Origin of the sequence: Nitrospira sp. (assembly GCA_016788885.1) — a bacterium.
GTDB lineage: Bacteria > Nitrospirota > Nitrospiria > Nitrospirales > Nitrospiraceae > Nitrospira_A.
This window is the reverse complement of sequence record JAEURX010000052.1, coordinates 112,610-133,990: the sequence shown is the minus strand read 5'-3', so window position 1 is coordinate 133,990 and position 21,381 is coordinate 112,610. Positions and strand designations below refer to the sequence as shown.

Below are 21,381 nucleotides of genomic sequence, written 5' to 3'. Positions count from 1 at the left end.
TATACTTCCATGAGGACATGGGAACGTACTGATGCGTGTGATGGTCTGTCGGTGGTGTCGTCTTGGCATGGTGGTCGCGAGTTTGACGAGCACCGTGCTTGCTCCTGCCGCTCCGATGTGGGCGGGGGAGGTGGGCTCCATTCAGTTGCTCCGGGCGCTCGTCGTGCAGGCGGAGCCGACCGGGGGCGTACGGGCGACGGCGACGCTCCTGTTTCCTGGCAATCCCGCCGTGCTCCATTCGATCTTGACCGAATACCACAAGTGGCCGGAGTTGTTTGAGACCAAGATGCGGGTGGCACAGGTTGAGGAGCGCGAGGGGCACGTCCTCACCGATGTCTTTATTTCCCATCCGCTGCTGCCGGGCGAACAACGACTGATCTGCGACTCACAGGTATTGCCGGGGGGCGGGCTGGTGACCGACCTCAAGGGCGGCGATTTTAAGCAGTACCATCGAACCTGGAAGCTTGAAGCTGCCGGCGATGGCAGTCAGACCAGGGCCGATTTCGAATTATTGGTTGAGCCGAAGACGCTGATTCCTGATTGGCTGATTGCGGTGGCGATGGAACGGGAACTCAACGCGCACTTTCATTTGGTACGGCAACGCGCATTGGATCGGGTTACGAAGGAAAGATGAACGTGGAGAGTTCGGCCTTTTCCACGCCCTGTTTCACGAACGCACTGATCTCGAGGCTCCGTTCGACGCGGAGAATGTCATCCAGTCTGGTTTTCGTGCTGGGATGGAGCGGAACAAAGAGTTTGCAGCAATCTTGATCCGGCTCGATCGAGGTGGCGAAGCTCCCGATCTGTTGCGCCTGTTCGGTAATTTCAATCTTATCCATGCCAATCAGCGGACGGAGCACTGGAAGTTCGGCCGCGTCCTCGATCACTGACAGATTCTCGGGTGTCTGCGACGCGACCTGGCCGAGACTATCCCCGGTGACCAGCGCCCAGCATCGTTCACGGCGTGCGAGTTCCTGCGCAATCCGGACCATGATCCGCCGGTACAAGACCACGCGAAAGGGGGCCGGAGCGTTGGCGACAATCTCCCGTTGAATCTCACCGAACGGAATGATGTGAAGTCGGGATTCGTATTGATAGGTGGTCAGCAACTGAACGAGTTCCTGGACCTTTTCCTCCGAGGCGCGACTGACCAGCGGGCGGCCCGAGAAATGGACGAACACCGCCTTGCACCCGCGTTTCATCATGCGATAGGCGGCGACAGGGGAATCGATCCCACCTGAAATCAAGCAGGCGACCTTTCCGCTCGTTCCCACGGGCATGCCGCCGGGTCCTTGAACCTTCCTCGCCGCGACGTGCGCCTCATTCGTGAGCAGCTCGATATAGAGCGTCAGGTCGGGCTGTTTCAGTTTGACGGATTTTCCGGTGACATCGAACAGATACCCGCCGACTTCGCGTTCGACATCCATCGACGTCAATGGAAGGCGTTTGTCCGCGCGTTTGGCGGTCACCCGGAATGACTGGAAGGTGTGTTCGGCCAGTTGCCGTTCTGCAACCTGCTTGAGCAGCGTGAGATCCGGTGTGCGGAGATCCAGCGGCACCGACTCGGTGAGGAGGACGTTCGACACGCCGCAGGTTCGTCGGACACGTTCAATCACCAGCGCAGGCGAGGCCGAGTCGGGAATCGTGACCCGGATGCGCCCCTGCAGCGATTCGATCCGTCGAATCTTCAGATCTTTCAATGCCAGCCGGAGATTGCGGACGAGCCGTTGCTCGAAGAAGTCGCGGTTGCGGCCTTTGAGGGCGAGTTCGTGGTAGTGGACGATGGTGCAATGCATAAGTGGTTACAGGATGCTGAAAATGGCCCCCAACTTCGTTCTCGACTCACCAAAATCCTCAACGTACCGCAAGGGTACGCCTCCGGTTTTGTTTCGTCTGCGGCCTCGTTGGAGGCTCATTTTGAGCATCCTTGGGAAGTTACATTCATAGTAAGTGGTCTTGAAAACCCTTCGGCATCAAGGGCTGCTAACTTCGTTCTCGACTCACCAAAATCCTCAACATACCGCAAGGGTACGCCTCCGGTTTTGTTTCGTCTTCGGCCTCGTTGGACAACCATTGTGAGCATCCGGTGGGAGACCTAGAGTTGATGAAGCACCGATTCCAGAAACCGTTCGGCGTCGATGGCGGCCATGCATCCTGAGCCGGCTGCAGTAATGGCCTGGCGATATTTCGAGTCCTGGACGTCGCCGGCGGCGAATAGGCCGGCGACGCTGGTGGCGGTTCCCTGCGAGGTGAGGACGTAGCCCTTCTCATCCATCGCCACTTGCCCCTTCAGCAGATCCGTATTGGGTCGGTGGCCGATGGCGACGAAGACGCCGGCACAAGTGAGTTCTGTGGAGGCACCGGTGACGATATTCTTGAGTCGGACCCCGGTGACCACATCCTTTCCGAGAATGTCTTCAACGACAGAATTCCACGCGAATGAAATCTTTTCATTCTTCATGGCGCGGTCTTGCATGATTTTGGAGGCCCGCAGCTTGTCTCGGCGGTGCACGACGGTGACGGTGCGCGCGAATTTTGTCAGGAAGGTGGCCTCTTCCACCGCGCTATCGCCGCCGCCGACGACCACCAGGTCCTGCCCGCGGAAAAAGTAGCCGTCGCAGGTGGCGCAGGTCGAGACTCCGTGCCCGGTCAGGCGTTGCTCATTCGGGAGCCCAAGCTGAATGGCCGAGGCGCCGGTGGCCAGAATCAAGGCTGCGGTTTCCACCGTCTGCTCTCCATCGATCGTCAACCGGAATGGTCGATCGGTGAGATTCATCGCCGAGACGTCGCCGGTGAGGAATTCCGTCCCGAACCGTTCGGCTTGTCCACGCATCTCCTTCATGAGTTCCGGTCCCATGATGCCCTTAGAAAAGCCGGGATAGTTTTCTACTTCGGTCGTGGTGGTCAGTTGTCCTCCGGATTGCCAGCCTTCGATCAGAAGCGGCGACAGGTTGGCACGCGCCGCATAGATGGCGGCGGTGAGACCAGCCGGCCCGGAGCCGATGATGACAAGGTTGCGCATGAGCGGATGCTAACATACCGAAGCGGCGAGGGAAAAGCTGGGGTCAGGCAAGGGCGAGGAGTTCAGCATAGAGGTGCTTCACGGCGGTGAACAGGCGCGGGCGTGGGGTGGTGCCGTCGAGGAGGTAGTCGGCGGCGGCAGCTTTCCGCCTCAGGGGGAATTGATTGCGGATACGTCGGATGGCTTCGGCGCGCGTGAATCCGTTGCGGCGCTTCAGGCGAGCGATCTGGCTGGCGCGATCGGCGGTGACCACGACGATTATGTCCACACGCGCGTCGATTCCCGCTTCGAACAAGAGTGGGACATCGTAGATGACGACAGATTTTGGCTTCAGGCGAGCGGCTTCCCGAGTTCGTCTGGCCTGCTCTCGTGCCACGCGAGGATGAATGATCCGTTCCAGGCGCCGCAGTTGTGTGGGGTGCCGGAAGACCAGCGCGCCCAGCGCTTGCCGGTTCAGCGTCCGATCCGGGTTCAACACAGAGGGGCCGAACGTCCTGACGATCTCGCGCCAGGCCGGTTTGCCCGGCTCGACGACCTGATGGGCCAAGGCATCGGCATCGATAACGATTGCTCCGCAACGCGCAAACATGTGTGCGACCGTGCTTTTGCCGGTCGCTACTCCGCCGGTCAGGCCTACCAAAATCATGGGGCGTGAAGATAGCACGGGGTGGCTGCCCCCGCAACGAGGCTCGATTGACTTCTCGCTGGTCCCGGCGGTATAGCCATCCATATGCTGTACGCTCTCATTCGAAGTGTGTTCCTAGGCCTCGCTGTCGTGACTGCTGGAGTGGCTGGTGCGCAGGCGGAAGACCCTGCGACTGCGGAACGTGCGCCTCTGGTGGTGGCCCTGGACGGATCCGGGCAGTACCGGTCCATTCAGGAGGCGGTTGATGCGGCGAAGAAGGGAGACACCATTCTGATCCGACCCGGCGCCTACGCCGAAGATGTCACGATTCACAGCAAAGAAAACGTGAGGCTGATCGGGGCCGGCATGGACCAAGTCACGATCCTGGGGCGTGAACGGGTAGGAGTGTTCCACATCGGCAAGTGGCCCTATGGGGCCACGAACATTGAGATTTCCGGCATCACCGTCAATGAACATGGCGGGCATGCGATGGGCATGTTTAACGGTCGCGGCATTCACTTCCATCATGCGCGTGTGAAAGGGATGTTGTTCACGCAGCAGGTCGAGGATGTGCGGATCGAAGATTGCGACATCGGGGGCAGCGAAACCACGGGGGTTCAGTTTGCGAACTCACAAGCTGTCATGCGAGGAAATTTCGTCCATGACAATGATCATGGGGTCAGTGTCGCGGGCAAGTCCACCGTGCGGTTGGAACGAAATGTCATCACGCGGAGCCTGTTCGAGGCAGTGATCGTCAATGATCAATCCCGAGCCGTCTTGGTCGGGAATACGTTTGTGAAAAACGGCGGAGGGGCCGCGTTTCTTGGAACTTCCCAAAACGAGGCATCCGGGAACATCATCAGCTTGAATTCCTACGGATTCGTCGTAGGCGGCTCCAGCCGAGTGTTGTTGTCCTATAATGCCATGCAGAATTCCGGCTCCAACTATTTACGCTCCGGCAACCCCAACCAGCCGGCCCCCGAATTGAAGCCCGATTCTGATTTGACGGTGGATCCACGCTTCGTTGACACTGCCCGAGACGATTTCAGACTGCGAGCGGATACCTCACTGCTGCGAATCGGTGACTTCCCCTATCTTGGTGCCCTTCCTCCGCTCACCGAATCCCACTAAACCTCGATCAACACAGCATAAATTCAGCCGTCAGCCGGCCTCCTCGGGCGGGCAAGCCCGTGTGCTATGCTTCAAGGTGAGCAGCGACAGTACGCGGCCCAGGTGTGGCTCAAGAATTGCTGTACTACGACCGACAAGGGATTGGAGGTACGACGTGGCCAGCTTTCGATTCGATCTAGAAAAGCGCAGTACCGACGGGATTCCCAACCTCGCGGAAGTGGAATCCGGCAAGCTGCTTGGGGCGGTGTTACCCATGTCCGAGCAGGCGCAACTCCAGCTGCGAGATAGCATCGAGGTCATCGACTATCTCATGAACCAAGAAGGCGTGATTTGGAGTTAAGGCCTCTCCCTCCCGGGTGAGCCGCGCCGACCTCCTCTTTGCGCAGTCGGTTCACTCGTTCCGGTTAGTCTCAAATTCACAACAATCTGTCGTCCCCTTTCCCCAGTCTCCCGTCTGTTCTCGTCTGCCAACCCCCGTTCGTTCTGCTTCCGAGCAGGAGAAAGTCCTCGGTCCGAACGGTAGTTGAATCTTTTCGACGCCGAGTGCATGCTGGCTCCCTTTGTTGGGCCCATTGCGGTCTTGGGACGGGAGTCTGCGTCGTATGTCGACATCGGCAGGGGGGGAGGCTGCACGCCATCCCTCGGCGGAGCAGCAGCGCCTTGATGAGGATGATCTGCGCCGCAAGCATTGGAAGCGGTGGGGGCCCTACTTGAGCGAACGGGCCTGGGGGACGGTGCGGGAGGACTATAGCCCCGATGGGACGGCCTGGGAGTCACTTCCCCACGATCACGCCCGCTCGAAAGCCTATCGGTGGAACGAGGACGGCCTGGCGGGGATCTGCGATCGCCACCAGTTCGTGTGTTTTGCACTGGCGCTTTGGAACGGGCGCGATCCGATTCTCAAAGAACGGATGTTCGGTCTCACCGGCCACGAAGGGAACCACGGAGAGGATCTCAAGGAGTACTATTTCTACCTCGACTCGACCCCCACGCATTCCTACATGAAGTTTCTGTACAAGTACCCGCAGGCCGCGTTTCCCTACACGCAGCTTGTCGAAGAGAACCGCCGCCGAACCCGGAGCGATCCGGAGTTCGAGCTGCTGGATACGGGCGTGTTCGACGGTGACCGCTACTTCGATGTGTTCGTGGAGTATGCGAAGGCCTCACCGGAGGATTTGTTGGTGCGGGTTCAGGTCATCAACCGGGGCCCGCTGCCTGCGACGCTGACGGTGTTGCCGACGATCTGGTTTCGGAACACCTGGTCGTGGGGGCTCGATGTGCGCCGCCCGCGGATGCGCAAGGGGAACTCCATGCCTGGGGTCAGCGTGGTGGAGTTCGATCACGACTACTACGGCCGGCGGCAACTGCTGTGCGAGGGGGCTCCCGATCTCCTGTTCACCGAAAATGAGACCAATACGCGGCGTCTGTATGGCGACGAGGACGGCGCGCGGTATGTGAAAGACAGTTTTCACGACTACGTCGTGCAGGGAGAGCAGGCTGCCGTCAATCCGGAGCAGGTCGGCTCCAAAGCCGCGGCGCACTATGTCCTTTCCACCCAGCCTGGCCAGCCGGTGAGCCTCCGACTGCGCTTCACGAATGGTTCAGCCGAAGGTGCGCTCGACCCCGCAGCGTTTGATGCGGTCTTTACGTCGCGGCTCCGGGAGGCCGATGCGTTCTATGCGCCCCTGGCACCACCGAATGTGTCCGACGACGCGAGGTTGGTTCAGCGGCAAGCCTTTGCCGGCCTCCTGTGGAGTAAGCAGTTTTATCACTATGAAGTCGATCGTTGGTTGAAGGGGGATCCGGCAGGCCCTGAACCACCCGTTGAGCGGCTGCGTGGGAGGAACGCCGACTGGACGCACCTCTACAACGCCGATGTCATCTCCATGCCGGACAAATGGGAGTATCCCTGGTATGCCGCCTGGGATCTGGCGTTTCACTGTCTGCCGATCGCGCTGGTCGATTCCCGCTTCGCCAAGGACCAGCTCGTCTTGATGCTCCGTGAATGGTATATGCACCCGAACGGGCAAATCCCCGCCTATGAGTGGGCCTTGGGCGACGTGAATCCTCCCGTGCACGCGTGGGCCGCCTGGCGGGTCTACAAGATCGAGAAGAAACGGAAAGGGGTGGGAGATCGAGTCTTTCTGGAGCGGGTGTTCCACAAACTGCTGCTGAATTTCACGTGGTGGGTCAATCGGAAGGATGCCGACGGGAAAAACATCTTTCAGGGCGGGTTCCTGGGATTAGACAACATCGGGGTGTTCGACCGAAGTAAACCGCTCCCCACCGGCGGGCAGATCGAACAATCGGACGCCACGAGTTGGATGGGCATGTATTGTCTGAACATGCTGTCCATCGCCCTGGAGTTGGCGCGTGATGATCGGGCCTATGAAGATGTGGCCAGTAAGTTCTTCGAGCATTTCGTATACATCTGCCGGGCTATGAACAACATCGGCAACGCGAAGATCGAACTCTGGAACCGGGAAGACGGATTTTTTTACGACGTGCTGCATCTGCCTGACGGCAGGACGTTTCCCATGAAGGTCCGCTCGATGGTCGGCCTGATTCCGTTGTTTGCGGTCGAAACGTTGGACTCGGAGCTCATCGACCGGTTGCCGCGCTTTAAGCATCGCATGCAGTGGTTCATTGAAAATCGACCGGATTTTAGCCTTCACATTGAAACCCAGTCGCAGAACGGAGAGGTGCGCCGGTTCCTGTCGTTGGTCAATCGCCAGCGACTGCCGAAGGTGTTGCGATATTTGCTGGATGAGCGCGAGTTTTTGTCTCCGTATGGGGTAAGGGCCTTGTCCCGCTATCACCAGGAACACCCTTACATCCTGTCGATGATGGGCACGACGCATAGCGTGGAGTATCAGCCGGCGGAATCCACAACCGGCCTCTTTGGCGGCAACTCCAATTGGCGGGGACCGGTCTGGTTTCCCGTGAATTATCTGCTCATCGAATCGCTCCAGAAGTTTCATTACTATTTCGGCGATTCGTTTACCGTCGAGTATCCGACCGGTTCCGGGCAGCGCCGTCATCTCGCCGATGTTGCGGCGGAGTTGTCCCGTCGTCTCACGCATACGTTTCTGCGCGGGACGGATGGCCGACGTCCTGTGTACGGTGGTACGGACAAGTTCCAACAGGATCCGCATTGGCGTGATCTTGTTCAGTTCTACGAATATTTCCATGGCGACAACGGGGCCGGAATCGGCGCCAGTCACCAGACCGGCTGGACCGGCCTGGTTGCCAAATTGATTCAGCAGTCAGGGACATAATTCGGAGTAATGTCATGACGATTGACGCGAGAGGGTGCCGGGATCTTGAGCGGGCGTTGAGTCTGGAGTGGCTGGAATCGAACGGCCGCGGCGGGTATGCGTCGGGGACGGTCGCCGGTGCCAACACCCGCCGGTACCATGCGTTGCTACTCGTGGCCAGGCATCCGCCGGTCGATCGGGTGACGTTGGTCAATCATCTGGAGGAATCCATCGAGGTCGGCGGGGAGACGTATCCGCTTTCGACGAACCTCTATGCCGGAGCCGTTCATCCCGAGGGCTATCACTATTGCGAACAGTTTTCCGACGCGCCCTGGCCGACCTGGCAGTTTGCCTGTCGTGGCATTCGATTGGAGCGGGAGCTAGTCTGTCCGCATGGACGTGATCTGGTGATCCTTCGCTGGCGATTGCTTGATGACATCTCACTGCCCGTAGTGCTGCGCGTGCGACCGATGCTCACCGGACGGGATTTTCATGCGACGCATTTGGAAAATGCCACATTGCGAAACGAGGCGACGGTCACGGAGGGGCAGGTGGTTTGGCATCCCTATGAGGGCTTGCCTGCGGTGCGGGCTCTGCACAACGGCCAGTACCATCACCAGCCTGATTGGTACCGTCATATTCATTACAGGGTGGAGCAGGAGCGTGGGCTCGATCATGTCGAAGATTGGTGGTCACCGGGCGAGTGCCTGTTCACGCTCACACCGGGTACGACGGCTGAACTGGTGTGTACGACGGAGACTATGCCGACCCTCAGTGTGACGCAGCTGGTGGAGACGGAGCGCCGTCGCCGCGCCGGATTGGTGAGTTCTGCGCCGACCGAGGACGAACTGACACGCCGCCTGTGGGTGGCGTCGAATGCCTACCTGGTTCAGCGGGGAGCCAGGCAGACAGTGATCGCCGGGTATCCCTGGTTTGCCGATTGGGGCCGCGATACGTTCGTGGCGTTACCTGGGCTCTGTCTGGTCACCGGTCGATATGACGTGGCACGGCAGGTGATCGAGGCGTTTGCCTCGTACGTGTCGCAAGGGATGGTGCCCAATCGGTTCCCTGATATCGGCGAACAGCCGGAGTACAACACGATCGATGCATCCTTGTGGTTCATTCACACGGTCGATCGCTACCTGCAGTACAGCCGTGATCTTGCCGGTGTGCAGCGGATTGCCTGGCCGGCGATCAAGCAGATTCTTGACGGCTATCGTCAAGGCACGCGGTTCGGAATCCGTATGGATGACGATGGCCTGATCACCGGTGGCGTCGAAGGAGTGCAGCTAACCTGGATGGACGTCAAGATCGGCGATTGGGTCGTCACGCCGCGCCACGGCAAACCGGTCGAGGTTCAAGCACTCTGGGTGCGGGCCTTGGCGGTTGCCGCAGGCTTGGCAGAGCAATTCGGCGAGCCGGCCTATGCGGCGCAGTGTCGAGAGCATCGCGCCCGTGCGACCGCATCATTCCGAGAGCGGTTTTGGTACCGAACCGGAGGGTATTTGTTCGATGTCGTGGACGGGCTGACCGGCGACGATGCCTCCCTGCGCCCCAACCAGATCTTTGCCTTGGCGCTGGATGATCAGTTGGTGACCGATGTGCAGGCCAAACAGATTCTCCAATTGCTCAAGGAGCGACTTCTCACGCCGGTCGGGCTGCGGACGCTGGCGCCGGAAGATATTCGCTTTTTCGCATCGTACGAAGGCGGCGTGGCCGAACGGGACGCCGCGTATCACCAAGGAACCGTGTGGCCGTTCCTGCTTGGCCCCTTCGTGACGGCCTGGGTGAAGACCTATGGGGACAGTCCTGAGGTTCGGCGTGAAGCACGACAGTTTCTCCAGGGATTGTCCCAGCATCTTGAAGAGGGCTGCCTGGGGCAGGTGTCGGAAATCTTCGACGGGGAACTTCCGCACCGGGCACGTGGGTGCATCGCGCAGGCCTGGTCCGTGGCGGAGCCGTTACGCGCCCTCATCGAAGACGTCGGCATGACTCGCGAGGGTGCGCCGGTCGTGCGCTGATGCATGGTGTCATGGTTGCGGCCGTTCCGAATGTTCGTCTTGTCGAAATCGCACTCGTGACGGACGCAGTGATCTTTTCTCAGGATTCCTCGCCAAAATTCTTGACAGCGTCGGAACCGTTCCGGTAAGCATACGATCAATGGCACGGTCCACAGTGATACCTCTGTCTGCGGTGTTGTCTGCCGGAATGTTGTTCGCCGGTTGTCAGCTGTTTGATGGCTCCACGAAAGCGACGACCTCGCCGTCGACCTCGGTGATGTCGATGTGGGAGTTGTACCGCCACTGTCAGTCCAGCGGGGATGTGGAGACGGTCTTGTCGGCGGCAAAGCAATTACAGCAGTCCGCCGATACGCATGTGGTCCCTGCTCCGGATGTTCCGAAAAGTCTGGATCGGTTCGTCACGAGACAGCCGGTTCGCACGACCGTGGACCCCAAGGCTCTGGCTGCGTCGTGCACCTTGCAGGCAGCCCGGACAAGTCTCAGTGCGGGGCGGGAACAGGAGGCCGAACAACTTCTGTACGCCGTGGTGCTGAGTTATCCGGAGAGCGACTACACGTTCTATGTCGCGCAGGCCAAGGTATGGATTGAGGAATTGCATCGTCCCGGCGCAGTCGATCCCGTGATCCACCCCATTTCCATCTACTAGCGATCGTCGATCTCGTCTCGTTTCCTGCTTCGGCCCGCTCTTCCGGCCGATTCTCCATCATTGCGGAGTCCATGATCATGCGCGAGTGCGTGTCGTCGGGATTCGCTATTGATTGCGTAGCCCACGAAGGCAGGGGGCTTCCCTGGCCGGCGGCGAGATTCGCTCTCTCCTCTTCGTCTACTGTGCCTGTCTCACGGATCTCTGCGCCGGTGGTTGGATATTGACAGCGCGGGAGGATGGCCGTAGGCTCGCGATGTCGGCGTGAGGATTCTGGTCCAGAGAGAACACGACCATGGGAGGCGAATGATGGGACGGGCGATACAGGTGTCCGGGGGGAAGTTGGGCAGCGTGGGGGCGGTGGCTGTGATCTTGCTGATGGCCGGGCAAGGGTTGTTCGTGGCGAATGCGGCGGACGAATTGCCGAAAGAATCGGTGTTGCCGGCCTCATTGGCAGGGAAGGCCGCGCAGGCCGCGCTGGATTTCTGTAAGAAGGACGGGTATCGGGTCAGTGCCTCGGTGGTGGATCGTGCCGGTGTCCTGCGCGCTATGCTGCGAGCTGACGGGGCCGGTCCGCACACGGTCGACAGTAGCAGGAAGAAAGCCTACACCTCGGCCAGCCTGAGGCGTGCGACGACCGACTTGGCGGACATGATTGCCAAGCAACCGGCCTTGCAGGCTTTGCGCGAGATGAATGAGAGCATCCTGATGGTTGGTGGCGGTCTGCCGATCGAAATCGCGGGTGAAGTTGTCGGAGCGATCGGGGTCGGTGGAGCTCCCGGCACTCATCTGGATGATGCCTGTGCTGAAGCCGGTCTCGATGCCATCGGGGCTGCCTCGAAGATGCCTGCGGCAAAATGATGCGAATGCGGGGACGGGGACCGGGCTGGATGGTGGTCGGCCTGGCTCTTTTCCTGACGGCGTGCAATAGTGATCGCCCAGAACCGGCGGAGGTGGATCTACCCTCCGTCGGTCTGCGCGTCCGTCTGACTCGTGTCGCAACCCATCCGTTTCTGTCCCGTTATCGGTTGACGCTTCGTGTGGAGGGTCGGCAGGGTTGCGAGGCCACGGCTGAGCTGTTCCCTGACACCGGCTATGCCGGACGCCGCAATGTGTACCAGCAGACCTCTGGCGTCATCACGGTCTTAGGGCAGTACGACGCGAGGGTGGTGGACCCGCACAGCTGTGCCATTCGCCTGGTGGAATTTCAGTCGCTGGCCGGGCAGGCAACCTATTTGGGCACGTTCGATATCGATACACAGAAGCGCTGGCAGTTTCTCTCACCGTCGGTCAAATCGGAGCGGCCGTTTGAAAAGCCGTAATCGAGAGCCATGCTGCTCAGTCGGCACGTGACGCCGTCAGCCGCTCTTTGAAGGTCAGTTCCGCCACGGCTGACTTGTCCATCTCCCCCTTGCCCATCGCGACCAAGCGTCGATATTGCTCGTGGGTGGCGTGTGCTACTGGGAGGTTCAATTCGACCTCTTTGGCCAGACTGCAGGCGATTCCTGAGTCTTTGGCGGCATGAGCGGCTGAAAAATAACAGTCGTGCGCACGCTGCTGCATGTCCTCACCGTCGGTTTCCAACACGCGCGAATTGGCGCCGGTTTGAGCGAACACTTCGCGCAGCATCGTCAGGTCGAGGCCCAGTGCAGACCCCAATCCCAGACCTTCTGCCAAGGCCGCCGTATTGGCGTTCATCACCATATTCACGAGGGCTTTTACGTTGGCGGCTTCACCGGCCGGACCGATATAGCGGAGATGTGCGCTCAACGCTTTCAGGAGGGGGGCGGCCCGATCGAAGACGTCACGTCGTCCGCCGCACATGAGGTAGAGCGTCCCTTGGCGAGCTTGTGTGATGCTGCTCGCCATGCAGGCCTCGAGGCACTGTCCGCCTTGTTGCTCCACCAAAGTGTGGACATCCCGTTGGAGGGCCGGAGACAGCGTCGCGCAATTGATAAAGAGTCGGCCGGTCGCGTGTCGTAAGAGGCTGTCAGCCGACCCTGGCGCATAAATCTTCCGCATGGCCCCATCATCCGATACAACGGTCAGCACCGTGTTGGTCAGCTCGGCTAGATCTGCCAGGGTTGAGGCGGCCATGCATCCCAGCTCACTCGCCAATTCTTTCGCGCGTTGTGCATCGCAGTCATACACGGCGACGACGGGATAGCGGAGTTCCTGGAGCCGTCGGGCCATGTTGGCTCCCATGCGTCCAACACCGACGATGCCGATACGAAATTCTGACTGTGCCATCCATCTCCTCCTGGAAAACATGCTGCTCTTGTTAGCGCGGAAGTGTACCATAGTCGTTTCTGATGCACATGTCTTGGCGCCGGCGGGTGTCCGGCCGGCGGAATTGTGCGTGCGTCATCAGGAGCGGTGGGGAGCCAGGAATGCAACAGGCCATTATCGGATATCATCAGGATGAAGAAGGCCATTGGGTCGCAGACCTTCGCTGCGGGCATGGCCAGCACGTGCGCCATCAACCGCCGATGACGAGTCGCCCTTGGGTGCTGACCTTGGAGGGGCGGCGTGCGTTCCTCGGCACCGAACTCAATTGTAAAAAATGTGAAGAGGGGGGTGACGGGTACAGCCCTACCGAGGCCCCGTCCTAATGGGCTCGATAGAGCTGATGCCGGTGTGTGGGGCGTCTTGAGCAGGTGTCGGGTACTTAACCCTGCGGGGGCTTAGGCCCAGATCCAGTTCAGCAGGGACGAGAACCAGCCGGTGACGCTCGAGAACCAGGAGTCTTCCTGCGGAGCTGCGGCGGTCGCAGGGCGAGGGGCCGGCTGTGCGGCTGGTGCTTGAGCAACTTTTGCCGGTACCGGTGATGGCGTAGATGGAGCCACCGACGGCGTCGGCTGTGGCGCGGCTGCAGTGGGAGTTGGGCTTACCGCTGGTGTGGCTGGCGCCGGCGCCGGAGCTGTCGCGGGGGCCGCTGAGGTTTCTGCGGGAGCCGGTTGAGGGGTGATCACTGCGACCATGGCTGGCGCCGGCTGCACGTGATCAATCATGGTCGCCTGCGCGTCCGTCGCTGCGTCGACGGGCGCCATGGTCTGTTCACGCTGGGCCGTGAGAGCCTCCAACCGTTTTTCCAGACGCTTGGTCTCGCCGATTTCCTTCAGCATCGCCTGGTGTCGGGCTCGTAACGTGGTGATGTTCTGTTCCAGAAGCGCCAGTTTGGCCTGATTGGCTTTGTGGATCTGATCATACGAGGCCTGGATCTTCCTCAACTCGCTCTTCAGCGCGGTGAGGGCGCGTTCATCACGCTGGTTGGCGAGATGCGCCTCCTCCCGTTGCTGCTCCAGACCACGGAGCTCCGATTGGGCCTGCGCGAGTTCAGTGGCTCTCGTTTTTGCTTCATGTTTGGCGGTGTCATAGGTTCGTTGTGAGACACAGCCTCCCAAGATCAACGCAGCGCTGCCCACTATCCAGCAGAGTGTGATGGCTCGGGCCGTCAGAGCCGAGACGTTCGCTGTCCGCGAAGATTGGGTCATTGATGGCATGGGACGTTCCTCTCAGGTGCGTAGAGTGGCAGTCTATGCAACAGGTGGCCCGCCCTCTGCAGAGCCACTGTGCCTCAGGTTAATTTTTCAGAAAAGGGGGAAAACGGCAAAATATTTCAGGAAACCTGCAGCCGGTTGTCTGTGAGGGGGATTGGTGATCGGTCGCCTATTGAATGATGATGCCGTCTGTCGGGGACGACACCTGCATCGCAAGGCCTGATTCCTGCCAGGGGTATAATCGCGGACCGCTGTATCGGTAGCCACCGACGATGGGGTCGTTCGAGAGAAGCAACGGGGTATCCAGATCAAGGACATCAAAGCCGCCCATGCCTAGCACGAGGCTGAACGAGCAGCCCATGGCAATGCGAGTTTCCAGCATCCCTCCGACCATGAGACGGAGGCCGATCGAGCGGGTATAGGCGGCGATGCGTCGAGCTTCGATCACCCCGGTTTTCATGATCTTGATATTGATGTAGTCGGCAGCGTGCATCGCGACGACCCGGCGCGCATCCTCTAACGATCGCACGGATTCGTCTGCGGCTACGGGTATGCCGGTCAGATGGCGGATCGCCTGCAGACCCTCGAGGTCATCTCGTACCACCGGCTGTTCGAGCAGTATCAGCCGCCCTCCGAATTGTTTGACGCCGCCGGCAAAGCGGAGGCAGTCTTCGCGGGAAAATCCCTGATTCCCATCACCAATAAAACTGATCCCTGGGAGCGCCTCGTGCACGGCGTGGAGTCGGCGAATGTCCTCCTCCACATCAGTGCCGACTTTCATTTTAAACAGGCGGAACCCTCGACCATACCAGGCGCGTGACAGGGCCACGGTCTTCTCCAGATCGCAGATCGGGATAGTGATATCGGTTTGATGGTCACGGATGTCGGCTGCTCCCCACAGCCGCCACAGCGGCACGCCTTGTGATCGGCAATAGGCATCGAGTACGGCGGTTTCCAGTCCGCAGCGGGCGGCAGGCTGGAGCGGGGACAGCTCAGTCAATCGGTCGGCAAGAGATTCGTAGTCTGCGGCCGATTGGCCGATCATCGTCCGGGCAAGGTTCGTCGCGGCGGCAAGGCAGGTCGGTCGATCTTCTCCTCCGACTTCCGGAAAGGGAGCCGCCTCCCCGATGCCTTGCGCACCGTCATGCAATGTGACTCGGATGAAGAGGTTTTGTGCCGTGACTCGTGCGCCGGTGGCGACAACAAACGGATCCGTAATCGGGATATCAACTGGCCAGATCTGGATGCGTTGAATGGTGTGTGGTGTCACCGGGTGTCTTGGACTCACAATCCGTAGGTCAGCCGTACCGGTCGTTCTTCCAGGGGAAGGCCGTATTGGAATAGCCCCGTACTTCCCAGAAGCCTTTCTCGTCATGCTCTGAAAACGTGATCTCCTTGATCCATTTGGCACCCTTCCAGGCATATCGCTTCGGGACGATCATGCGGACAGGGCCGCCATGTTCCTTTGTGAGTGGGCGCCCACTCCATTTGTACGTGAGCAAAACATCGTCATCCTGGCAGGCACTCAGGGGCAAATTGGTGGTGTAATCGTCGTACGACTTGAACAGGACGAATCGGGCGGATGCGAGCGGCTGGACGACCGTCATCAGCTGTTTGAAGCTAACCCCTTCCCATTCATTGTCATACCGACTCCAGGAGGTGACACAATGGAAGTCTGACACGTCCTTGAACTGCGGCTGGGCGAGAAAGTCGTCCCATGTCCAGGTTACGGTCGTGGTGACGGCACCTCCAATGGTCAATCTCCAATCCACCAGAGGAATCTCCGGCTTGTGTCCAAGGTCCAGCACCGGCCAGGTTTCGACCAGATGCTGGCCCGGTGGAAGCCGATCATCTCCCTCATAGAAGACCTCACGCTCTTCCCCTCCGCGACGAGCCCTGGCCCAATTTTCCTTGCTCTTTATCAAGCGGTCGTTCTGATCCATACCCAGCCTCCTACGGTGACAGAGTAGGGCAAGTATCCATCAACTGGCAAGGGCGCAGGGCTAGCGAGCATGGCGTGAGGGGATGGAATCTGGTACAGGGGAGCTCAGAAGGCGAGAAACGAGACTGCCAGCGGAAATGATTGAAATTGTGGGGGCTTATGGATCGTGTCGGGGATGGACAGTTTAGACGGAAGCTCGCGCGTGGCTACGGAAGGCCATCATGCCGCGTGGCTGCAGAAGGAAGAGAGATTAGGCGTGGAGCCTGGTCTCTCGTTCACACCAGCGTTGCGGGCGCATCAACGTTCCCAGCGCGGCGATGGCACAAATCGTCGCCAAGAGAACGAAGCTTGCGATGAGAAAGAAGCCACCTTTCATATCGTGCACCGAGAGCGGTCCCATGACATCACCCCCCTGCTATGATGCAATTGTACCACGTCACTCCGAGCGCCAGCCGCAACTGCAACGCCATGATTCTTCAGGAGAAGTTTTTCTCAGGCGTGAACTGCAGTGCGGACAGGGGCGCATCCACACGTGTGAAGCGGTGTCATAACTGGGGTGCGAGGTACGAGTCTGCTGTGAAACCGAATGTGTTGTCGGCATAGCAGGATCCAGGAGATCAATCAGTATCGAGAGCATGACATTACCTCCTCTGACACCCGAGCTTCAAGAGATCTTTCGGAGGGCTGTGTTCCGTACTTGAGTGGTCCGACGAAAAAGTCGGTGACAGATTCGACCAATGGGTTCGGTAGGCGACGGGTCCGACATTCCCTTGCGGGAGTGAGGACGTGTGTGTGCGGCGTGGCGGCAAGCGCTATGGCGGACTGTCCCGCCGCTCAATACGGTGAGGGCGCAATTGACACATGCATAAGGAGACACGATGATACCGCCAGGGAGAATAGGACTACGATGACCACTTCTGCAGACGCATCCTCGCAACCCACCGGCTCCAACTTCGGCAAACTGATGCTCGGACTGTCTGTCGTACTTGCGGTTGCGGCGTTTTTTTATTTTGACCTTGGGCGGTACCTCTCGTTGGACGGGCTGAAAGCCAACCGCGACCACCTGATGGACTTTACCGACGCCCACTATTCGACCGCCGTGGCCCTGTTCATCGGCGCATACTGTGCCGTGGTCGGGTTGTCATTGCCCGGTGGGGCGATCATGACCCTGGCCGGAGGATTTTTGTTCGGCAGTGTCTTAGGGACCCTGTATGTCAACGTCGGAGCGACTGTGGGGGCGACCCTGGCGTTTCTGGTGGCGCGCTATCTGTTGCGGGATTGGGTGGAACGCAAGTTCGGGAGCCGCTTGGGTGCCATTCAAGAGGGGTTTGCCAAGAACGCGTTCAGTTATCTCATGACCCTGCGTCTGATTCCGCTGTTTCCATTTTTCCTGGTCAATATGGTGTCGGGATTGACTCGCGTGTCCATTGGAACCTATGTGGTCGCCACGTCGTTAGGGATCATTCCAGGCAGTTTCGTCTTCGCCTATGCGGGGCGTCAGCTGGGCACGATCAATTCGCTCAAGGAAATTGTCTCGCCGAATGTCTTGATGGCCTTTATGTTGTTAGGGCTACTGGCACTGGTCCCCATCCTCTACAAAAAAATCGCCGGCAGGGCGGTGTAGCAAGCGAACGCATGCAGGATGATCTCTCATGGGCGCAGGGAGAAAGGTTGCGATGATGTCGCGTGACGCGAGAGATGTCTCTGCTGCTATGGCAACTCCGGCGCAGCAGATGGTGTTGCCGGATGACGAATTCAACCGCACGCTCGTGGAGAACGTTCATCCACCCGCATGGGTGAACCCTGAACCCACAGGGCGATACAACATCGTTGTCCTGGGGGCGGGCACGGCAGGGTTGATCACCGCGGTGGTTGCGGCAGGTTTGGGCGCGAAAGTGGCCTTGATCGAACGACATCTGATGGGGGGGGACTGTTTGAATGTCGGCTGTGTGCCGTCCAAAGCCCTCATTCGTGCGGCCAATGCGTGGGCGCAGTTGCGCAATCTTTCTGCGTTTGGTGCGCAGATGGGTTCTGCGGCGACGTATGACTTTGGTGTGGCGATGTCCAGGATGAGGCAGGTGCGTGCCAGAATCAGCCATATGGACTCCGCACATCGATACGCCTCGCTGGGCGTGGATGTCTACATCGGCCAGGGCCGATTTGCCGGCCAGGACCGTGTGGTGGTGGAGGGGCCGTCGGGAGATCGGATCTTGTCGTTCGTCAAAGCAGCGGTCTGCACGGGCGCGAGCGCCTCGGCCCCTCCCATTCCCGGGCTGGAGGAAGCAGGGTACCTCACGAACGATACGGTGTTTTCGCTGACGGAGCTGCCTCGGCGGATGGCGGTGATCGGTGCGGGACCGATTGGATGTGAATTAGCGCAGGCATTTGCGCGATTCGGCAGCCGCGTTTCGCTGTTTGAAGCTATGCACGGCATCATGCCGAACGAGGATCGGGATGCGGCGGAGATTGTTCAACGGGTGATGGCCAAGGATGGGGTCACGCTGCACTGTTGCGGAAAGGATGTGAGGGTTGAGACCATCTCCAACGGAAAGCGTCTAGTCGTGGAGTCCCATGGCCAGCGCCATGAAGTGATCGTCGATGAGATTGTCGTGGGGACGGGTCGCTCGCCGAATGTCCAGGGACTGGGACTGGAGACGGTCGGGGTCGCATTCGACAAGGCCGGGGTGACGGTGAACGAACGACTTCAAACGACGAATCCGCAGATCTATGCCGCTGGCGACATCTGCTCACGCTACAAATTTACCCACGCGGCGGATGCGATGGCGCAGATCGTCATTCAAAACGCCCTGTTCCCGCATCCCTTTGGCCTGGGGTATGCGAGTACGGACTCACTGAACATGCCCTGGTGCACCTATACCACTCCGGAGATCGCCCACGTCGGCCTCTACGAAGCCGACGCCAAGCAGAAAGGGGTGGAGGTCGAAACCTATACCTATCCCTTCACGGAGGTCGATCGAGCCATTCTTGATGGGGACGAGGAAGGGTTCGCCCGTCTGCACATTCAGAAAGGGACCGACAAGATTCTTGGTGCAACGATTGTGTCGTCCCATGCGGGAGACCTGATCAGCGAAGTGTCGGTCGCGATGAAGGCAGATGTTGGTGTGAAGACCATTGCGGCAACGATCCATCCCTATCCCACCCGGGCCGAGATCATCAAGAAGACCGCCAATCTTTGGCGCAAAGCACACTTCACGCCGCGGACCAAAGCAATCCTGGCCCGTCTCTTTGCTTGGTTGCGGCGATGAGTCTATCTGCAGTGCAGCGTGGCATGCTGGTGCTCTTGTTGCTGGGCTCAGCGTCGGTAGGGCTTGCGAATGATCCGGCCAAGCTGGTCGTGGGGGCCTTTTCGCTCGCGGCCCCAGGGGACAGTCTACCGGAGGGGTGGAACCCGCTCACGTTCAAGAAGATCTCACGGCACACGCGCTACGAAGTGGTGAAGGATGGGGCAGTGTCCGTTGTGAAGGCGGTGAGCGACGCCTCCGCCTCGGGACTGACAAGAGCCGTGACGATCAGTCCGCGTGAGTATCCGATCGTTCGCTGGCGCTGGAAGATCGACCATGTGCTGGAGCGGAGTGATGTGGCCCGCAAGGACGGCGATGATTATCCGGCGCGGCTTTACATCACTTTTGCGTATGAACCGGACAAGGTGAGCTTCGGGAAGAAATTGCAGTATAAGGCCGGGCAGGTCCTGTTCGGCGAGATTCCCATCGGCGCGCTCAACTACATCTGGGATGGAAAGAGTCCGGTGGGGACGATGGTAGACAACGCCTACACCGGCTTCGCCAAAATGATCGTCGTGCAAAGCGGCTCTCGCCACGTCGGTTCCTGGGTCGAAGAAGAGCGCAATGTGTATGAAGACTATACGCGTGCCTTCGGCGAGGAGCCTCCGGCGATCAACGGTGTGGCCATTATGACCGACACGGACAACACGTTGGAGCAGGCCGTGGCCTATTACGGCGACATTGTGTTCGTGCAGGCGATGAAGTAGGTGCGCGGGGATGGTAGGTGTGCGATGAGCTGCGGTGCGGCCGACCTGTACAGGGGCGGCCGCGCCAGGATACCGGCGAGCTGCTGCGGGTTCGCAGAATCAGTGGATCATTGAACTGAATTGGCGAAGCCACCATGTGTAATTTCAGCCCGAATGGTGTCACCGACCTTCTTATGACCTCGTAGGTGTTTGGTGCCCTGTCCGACACGCACCTGCATTTGGCTTCCGTCGTAGTCCTCCACGGTATAGGTTTCTCCCTGGATGTCTTTGACCGTGCCGCCGATGGTTTTCCATGCCGTTCCCGGTTTGGAGTCATAGTGGCCTGGCTTCGGCGTGGGAGCTTGCTCGGGTACAGAGCCCATGAGTGATGCCGCGGCGGCGGCTGATGTGATGGGCGCTTGCTTCGAGTGTTTCTCGGCTTTGTCTTTGGCAAATGCGGGAGTGATGAGGACGCTGACGGCTGCGAGGGTCGCGACGGCAACGGTCGCGAGGGAAGGTTGCAATATCTTATGCATCTCGTTCCTCCTTGCGATAACGCTCACGGCCTATCGACCTCCTCTGCAGCAATCCGTATGCCCGCCCGTCCCGCCGCCCATGTGCTGAATCGGTCGGATTTGTGGCGGTTCTGTCACATTGTATCGGTCGAAGATTCACGGAGAGCGGTCCTTCGCGCGCAGGTGTTCAATTCTGCTCAGGCATAGACGCAGCATCAGCTCATGAGTCATCCGGAAGTGTGCGACCTGGGCCTTGCATCTCAATGGATACACAGCTGCAGAAAATGGAATCTCGTTGTCAACGTGGCGGTCCCCTTGTACGTTGGAATGGGTGGCAGGCATGGTCGTTAACCAAGGGGGGATGTATGAAGCAGGTGATCTGGAGTGCTGCGGTATGGTCGATTTTCGCCTCATCGGTTGTGTTCGCACAAGCAGAGACCCCGGGCATTGATCAGCGGCAGGCGAATCAGGAACGGCGTATCGATCAAGGCATTGCGAACGGCCAGTTGAATACGCGCGAGGCCAACCGTTTGAACAATCAGCAGGAGCACATCAATAAAATGGAGGACAAGGCCAAGGGCGACGGTGCCGTCACGAACAAAGAACGCGCCAGACTGAGGCACGCCCAAGATCGTACGTCGCGCCATATTGCTCGCCAGAAGCACGACCGCCAACAGTGATAGTGTTCGTCTCGGGGCTGGGCCTCCAGCAGGGTCTGCATACGGTAGCCTGGCCGG

The 21,381-nt window shown here is 59.4% G+C and carries 21 protein-coding genes; 13 read left to right on the top strand and 8 right to left on the bottom strand.

Annotated elements, in window-relative coordinates:
- Positions 1-31 precede the first annotated feature (31 nt).
- Positions 32-634, top strand: a complete 603-nt coding sequence (locus JNL86_14340; protein ID MBL8044090.1) for a hypothetical protein — start codon at positions 32-34, stop codon at positions 632-634.
- On the opposite strand, the gene thiI is transcribed toward JNL86_14340, so the two are convergent.
- The 3 genes from thiI to JNL86_14325 form a co-directional block, all read right to left on the bottom strand.
- Entirely contained in the window at positions 618-1,796 is a 1,179-nt protein-coding gene (thiI, locus tag JNL86_14335) for a tRNA 4-thiouridine(8) synthase ThiI (GenBank protein MBL8044089.1), read from the bottom strand. The two genes, JNL86_14340 and thiI, sit on opposite strands and share 17 nt — an antisense overlap.
- Before the next feature lie 299 nt (positions 1,797-2,095).
- A complete protein-coding gene (trxB, locus tag JNL86_14330; GenBank protein MBL8044088.1) occupies positions 2,096-3,022 on the bottom strand; it encodes a thioredoxin-disulfide reductase in 927 nt (308 codons plus the stop codon).
- A gap of 43 nt (positions 3,023-3,065) precedes the next feature.
- A complete protein-coding gene (locus JNL86_14325) occupies positions 3,066-3,668 on the bottom strand; it encodes a dephospho-CoA kinase (GenBank protein MBL8044087.1) in 603 nt (200 codons plus the stop codon).
- Between the two features lie 129 nt (positions 3,669-3,797).
- Between JNL86_14325 and JNL86_14320 the strand changes: the two genes are divergently transcribed.
- The 7 genes from JNL86_14320 to JNL86_14290 all read left to right on the top strand — a co-directional run bounded on the left by JNL86_14320 (position 3,798) and on the right by JNL86_14290 (position 12,021).
- Complete coding sequence (locus JNL86_14320; GenBank protein MBL8044086.1) at positions 3,798-4,778, top strand: right-handed parallel beta-helix repeat-containing protein; 981 nt, start codon at positions 3,798-3,800, stop codon at positions 4,776-4,778.
- Positions 4,779-4,932: 154 nt separating this feature from the next.
- Positions 4,933-5,118 carry a hypothetical protein gene (locus JNL86_14315; protein ID MBL8044085.1) on the top strand — a complete coding sequence of 62 codons (186 nt, stop codon included), beginning with the start codon at positions 4,933-4,935 and terminating at the stop codon, positions 5,116-5,118.
- 262 nt (positions 5,119-5,380) lie between these two features.
- Complete coding sequence (locus tag JNL86_14310) at positions 5,381-8,056, top strand: glucosidase (GenBank protein MBL8044084.1); 2,676 nt, start codon at positions 5,381-5,383, stop codon at positions 8,054-8,056.
- 14 nt (positions 8,057-8,070) lie between these two features.
- Positions 8,071-10,056 carry a glycogen debranching enzyme family protein gene (locus tag JNL86_14305; GenBank protein MBL8044083.1) on the top strand — a complete coding sequence of 662 codons (1,986 nt, stop codon included), beginning with the start codon at positions 8,071-8,073 and terminating at the stop codon, positions 10,054-10,056.
- 139 nt (positions 10,057-10,195) lie between these two features.
- Positions 10,196-10,702: a hypothetical protein gene (locus JNL86_14300; protein MBL8044082.1), complete on the top strand. Its 507-nt coding sequence runs from the start codon at positions 10,196-10,198 to the stop codon at positions 10,700-10,702.
- 303 nt (positions 10,703-11,005) lie between these two features.
- Positions 11,006-11,560 (top strand): heme-binding protein, encoded by a 555-nt coding sequence (locus tag JNL86_14295; protein MBL8044081.1) that lies wholly within the window; start codon positions 11,006-11,008, stop codon positions 11,558-11,560.
- Positions 11,561-11,565: 5 nt separating this feature from the next.
- The gene (locus JNL86_14290) at positions 11,566-12,021 is read left to right on the top strand and encodes a hypothetical protein (GenBank protein ID MBL8044080.1); all 456 of its coding nucleotides are present in this window, start codon (positions 11,566-11,568) and stop codon (positions 12,019-12,021) included.
- Positions 12,022-12,037: 16 nt separating this feature from the next.
- Here the strand turns inward: JNL86_14290 and JNL86_14285 are convergent, their stop codons facing one another.
- On the bottom strand, positions 12,038-12,949 hold the full coding sequence (locus JNL86_14285; GenBank protein MBL8044079.1) for an NAD(P)-dependent oxidoreductase: 912 nt from the start codon (positions 12,947-12,949) through the stop codon (positions 12,038-12,040).
- Between the two features lie 140 nt (positions 12,950-13,089).
- Here JNL86_14285 and JNL86_14280 point away from each other — a divergent pair, with 140 nt between their 5' ends.
- Positions 13,090-13,311 carry a DUF3565 domain-containing protein gene (locus JNL86_14280; protein ID MBL8044078.1) on the top strand — a complete coding sequence of 74 codons (222 nt, stop codon included), beginning with the start codon at positions 13,090-13,092 and terminating at the stop codon, positions 13,309-13,311.
- Between the two features lie 72 nt (positions 13,312-13,383).
- On the opposite strand, the gene JNL86_14275 is transcribed toward JNL86_14280, so the two are convergent.
- From JNL86_14275 to JNL86_14265, 3 genes are all read right to left on the bottom strand, one after another.
- Positions 13,384-14,202 carry a hypothetical protein gene (locus JNL86_14275; protein ID MBL8044077.1) on the bottom strand — a complete coding sequence of 273 codons (819 nt, stop codon included), beginning with the start codon at positions 14,200-14,202 and terminating at the stop codon, positions 13,384-13,386.
- 166 nt (positions 14,203-14,368) lie between these two features.
- Positions 14,369-15,487, bottom strand: a complete 1,119-nt coding sequence (locus tag JNL86_14270) for a dipeptide epimerase (GenBank protein ID MBL8044076.1) — start codon at positions 15,485-15,487, stop codon at positions 14,369-14,371.
- Between the two features lie 10 nt (positions 15,488-15,497).
- Positions 15,498-16,142 carry a molybdopterin-dependent oxidoreductase gene (locus JNL86_14265; GenBank protein MBL8044075.1) on the bottom strand — a complete coding sequence of 215 codons (645 nt, stop codon included), beginning with the start codon at positions 16,140-16,142 and terminating at the stop codon, positions 15,498-15,500.
- A gap of 906 nt (positions 16,143-17,048) precedes the next feature.
- Here JNL86_14265 and JNL86_14260 point away from each other — a divergent pair.
- The 3 genes from JNL86_14260 (at position 17,049) to JNL86_14250 (ending at position 20,150) form a co-directional block, all read left to right on the top strand.
- Entirely contained in the window at positions 17,049-17,765 is a 717-nt protein-coding gene (locus JNL86_14260; protein ID MBL8044074.1) for a TVP38/TMEM64 family protein, read from the top strand.
- A gap of 88 nt (positions 17,766-17,853) precedes the next feature.
- The gene (locus JNL86_14255; protein ID MBL8044073.1) at positions 17,854-19,407 is read left to right on the top strand and encodes a mercuric reductase; all 1,554 of its coding nucleotides are present in this window, start codon (positions 17,854-17,856) and stop codon (positions 19,405-19,407) included.
- An 11-nt stretch (positions 19,408-19,418) separates the two neighbouring features.
- Positions 19,419-20,150: a DUF3047 domain-containing protein gene (locus JNL86_14250; protein ID MBL8044072.1), complete on the top strand. Its 732-nt coding sequence runs from the start codon at positions 19,419-19,421 to the stop codon at positions 20,148-20,150.
- Between the two features lie 107 nt (positions 20,151-20,257).
- Here JNL86_14250 and JNL86_14245 read toward each other — a convergent pair whose 3' ends face one another.
- Positions 20,258-20,665, bottom strand: coding sequence for a hypothetical protein (locus tag JNL86_14245; protein ID MBL8044071.1), 408 nt, complete (start codon positions 20,663-20,665; stop codon positions 20,258-20,260).
- A gap of 344 nt (positions 20,666-21,009) precedes the next feature.
- On the opposite strand from JNL86_14245, the gene JNL86_14240 reads away from it, so the two are divergent.
- Positions 21,010-21,324, top strand: coding sequence for a hypothetical protein (locus tag JNL86_14240; GenBank protein MBL8044070.1), 315 nt, complete (start codon positions 21,010-21,012; stop codon positions 21,322-21,324).
- The last annotated feature ends 57 nt before the right edge of the window (positions 21,325-21,381 follow it).

What these genes read in the sequence shown, in the direction of transcription:
- JNL86_14310 (MBL8044084.1), top strand. Translation starts at nt 5,381, where the DNA reads ATGTCGACATCGGCAGGGGGGGAGGCTGCACGCCATCCCTCGGCGGAG.
- JNL86_14300 (MBL8044082.1), top strand. Translation starts at nt 10,196, where the DNA reads ATGGCACGGTCCACAGTGATACCTCTGTCTGCGGTGTTGTCTGCCGGA.
- JNL86_14340 (MBL8044090.1), top strand. Translation starts at nt 32, where the DNA reads ATGCGTGTGATGGTCTGTCGGTGGTGTCGTCTTGGCATGGTGGTCGCG.
- JNL86_14265 (MBL8044075.1), bottom strand. Translation starts at nt 16,142, where the DNA reads ATGGATCAGAACGACCGCTTGATAAAGAGCAAGGAAAATTGGGCCAGG.
- JNL86_14245 (MBL8044071.1), bottom strand. Translation starts at nt 20,665, where the DNA reads ATGCATAAGATATTGCAACCTTCCCTCGCGACCGTTGCCGTCGCGACC.
- JNL86_14325 (MBL8044087.1), bottom strand. Translation starts at nt 3,668, where the DNA reads ATGATTTTGGTAGGCCTGACCGGCGGAGTAGCGACCGGCAAAAGCACG.
- JNL86_14260 (MBL8044074.1), top strand. Translation starts at nt 17,049, where the DNA reads ATGACCACTTCTGCAGACGCATCCTCGCAACCCACCGGCTCCAACTTC.
- JNL86_14255 (MBL8044073.1), top strand. Translation starts at nt 17,854, where the DNA reads ATGGCAACTCCGGCGCAGCAGATGGTGTTGCCGGATGACGAATTCAAC.
- trxB (MBL8044088.1), bottom strand. Translation starts at nt 3,022, where the DNA reads ATGCGCAACCTTGTCATCATCGGCTCCGGGCCGGCTGGTCTCACCGCC.
- JNL86_14280 (MBL8044078.1), top strand. Translation starts at nt 13,090, where the DNA reads ATGCAACAGGCCATTATCGGATATCATCAGGATGAAGAAGGCCATTGG.
- JNL86_14240 (MBL8044070.1), top strand. Translation starts at nt 21,010, where the DNA reads ATGAAGCAGGTGATCTGGAGTGCTGCGGTATGGTCGATTTTCGCCTCA.
- JNL86_14285 (MBL8044079.1), bottom strand. Translation starts at nt 12,949, where the DNA reads ATGGCACAGTCAGAATTTCGTATCGGCATCGTCGGTGTTGGACGCATG.
- thiI (MBL8044089.1), bottom strand. Translation starts at nt 1,796, where the DNA reads ATGCATTGCACCATCGTCCACTACCACGAACTCGCCCTCAAAGGCCGC.
- JNL86_14290 (MBL8044080.1), top strand. Translation starts at nt 11,566, where the DNA reads ATGCGGGGACGGGGACCGGGCTGGATGGTGGTCGGCCTGGCTCTTTTC.
- JNL86_14295 (MBL8044081.1), top strand. Translation starts at nt 11,006, where the DNA reads ATGATGGGACGGGCGATACAGGTGTCCGGGGGGAAGTTGGGCAGCGTG.
- JNL86_14275 (MBL8044077.1), bottom strand. Translation starts at nt 14,202, where the DNA reads ATGCCATCAATGACCCAATCTTCGCGGACAGCGAACGTCTCGGCTCTG.
- JNL86_14305 (MBL8044083.1), top strand. Translation starts at nt 8,071, where the DNA reads ATGACGATTGACGCGAGAGGGTGCCGGGATCTTGAGCGGGCGTTGAGT.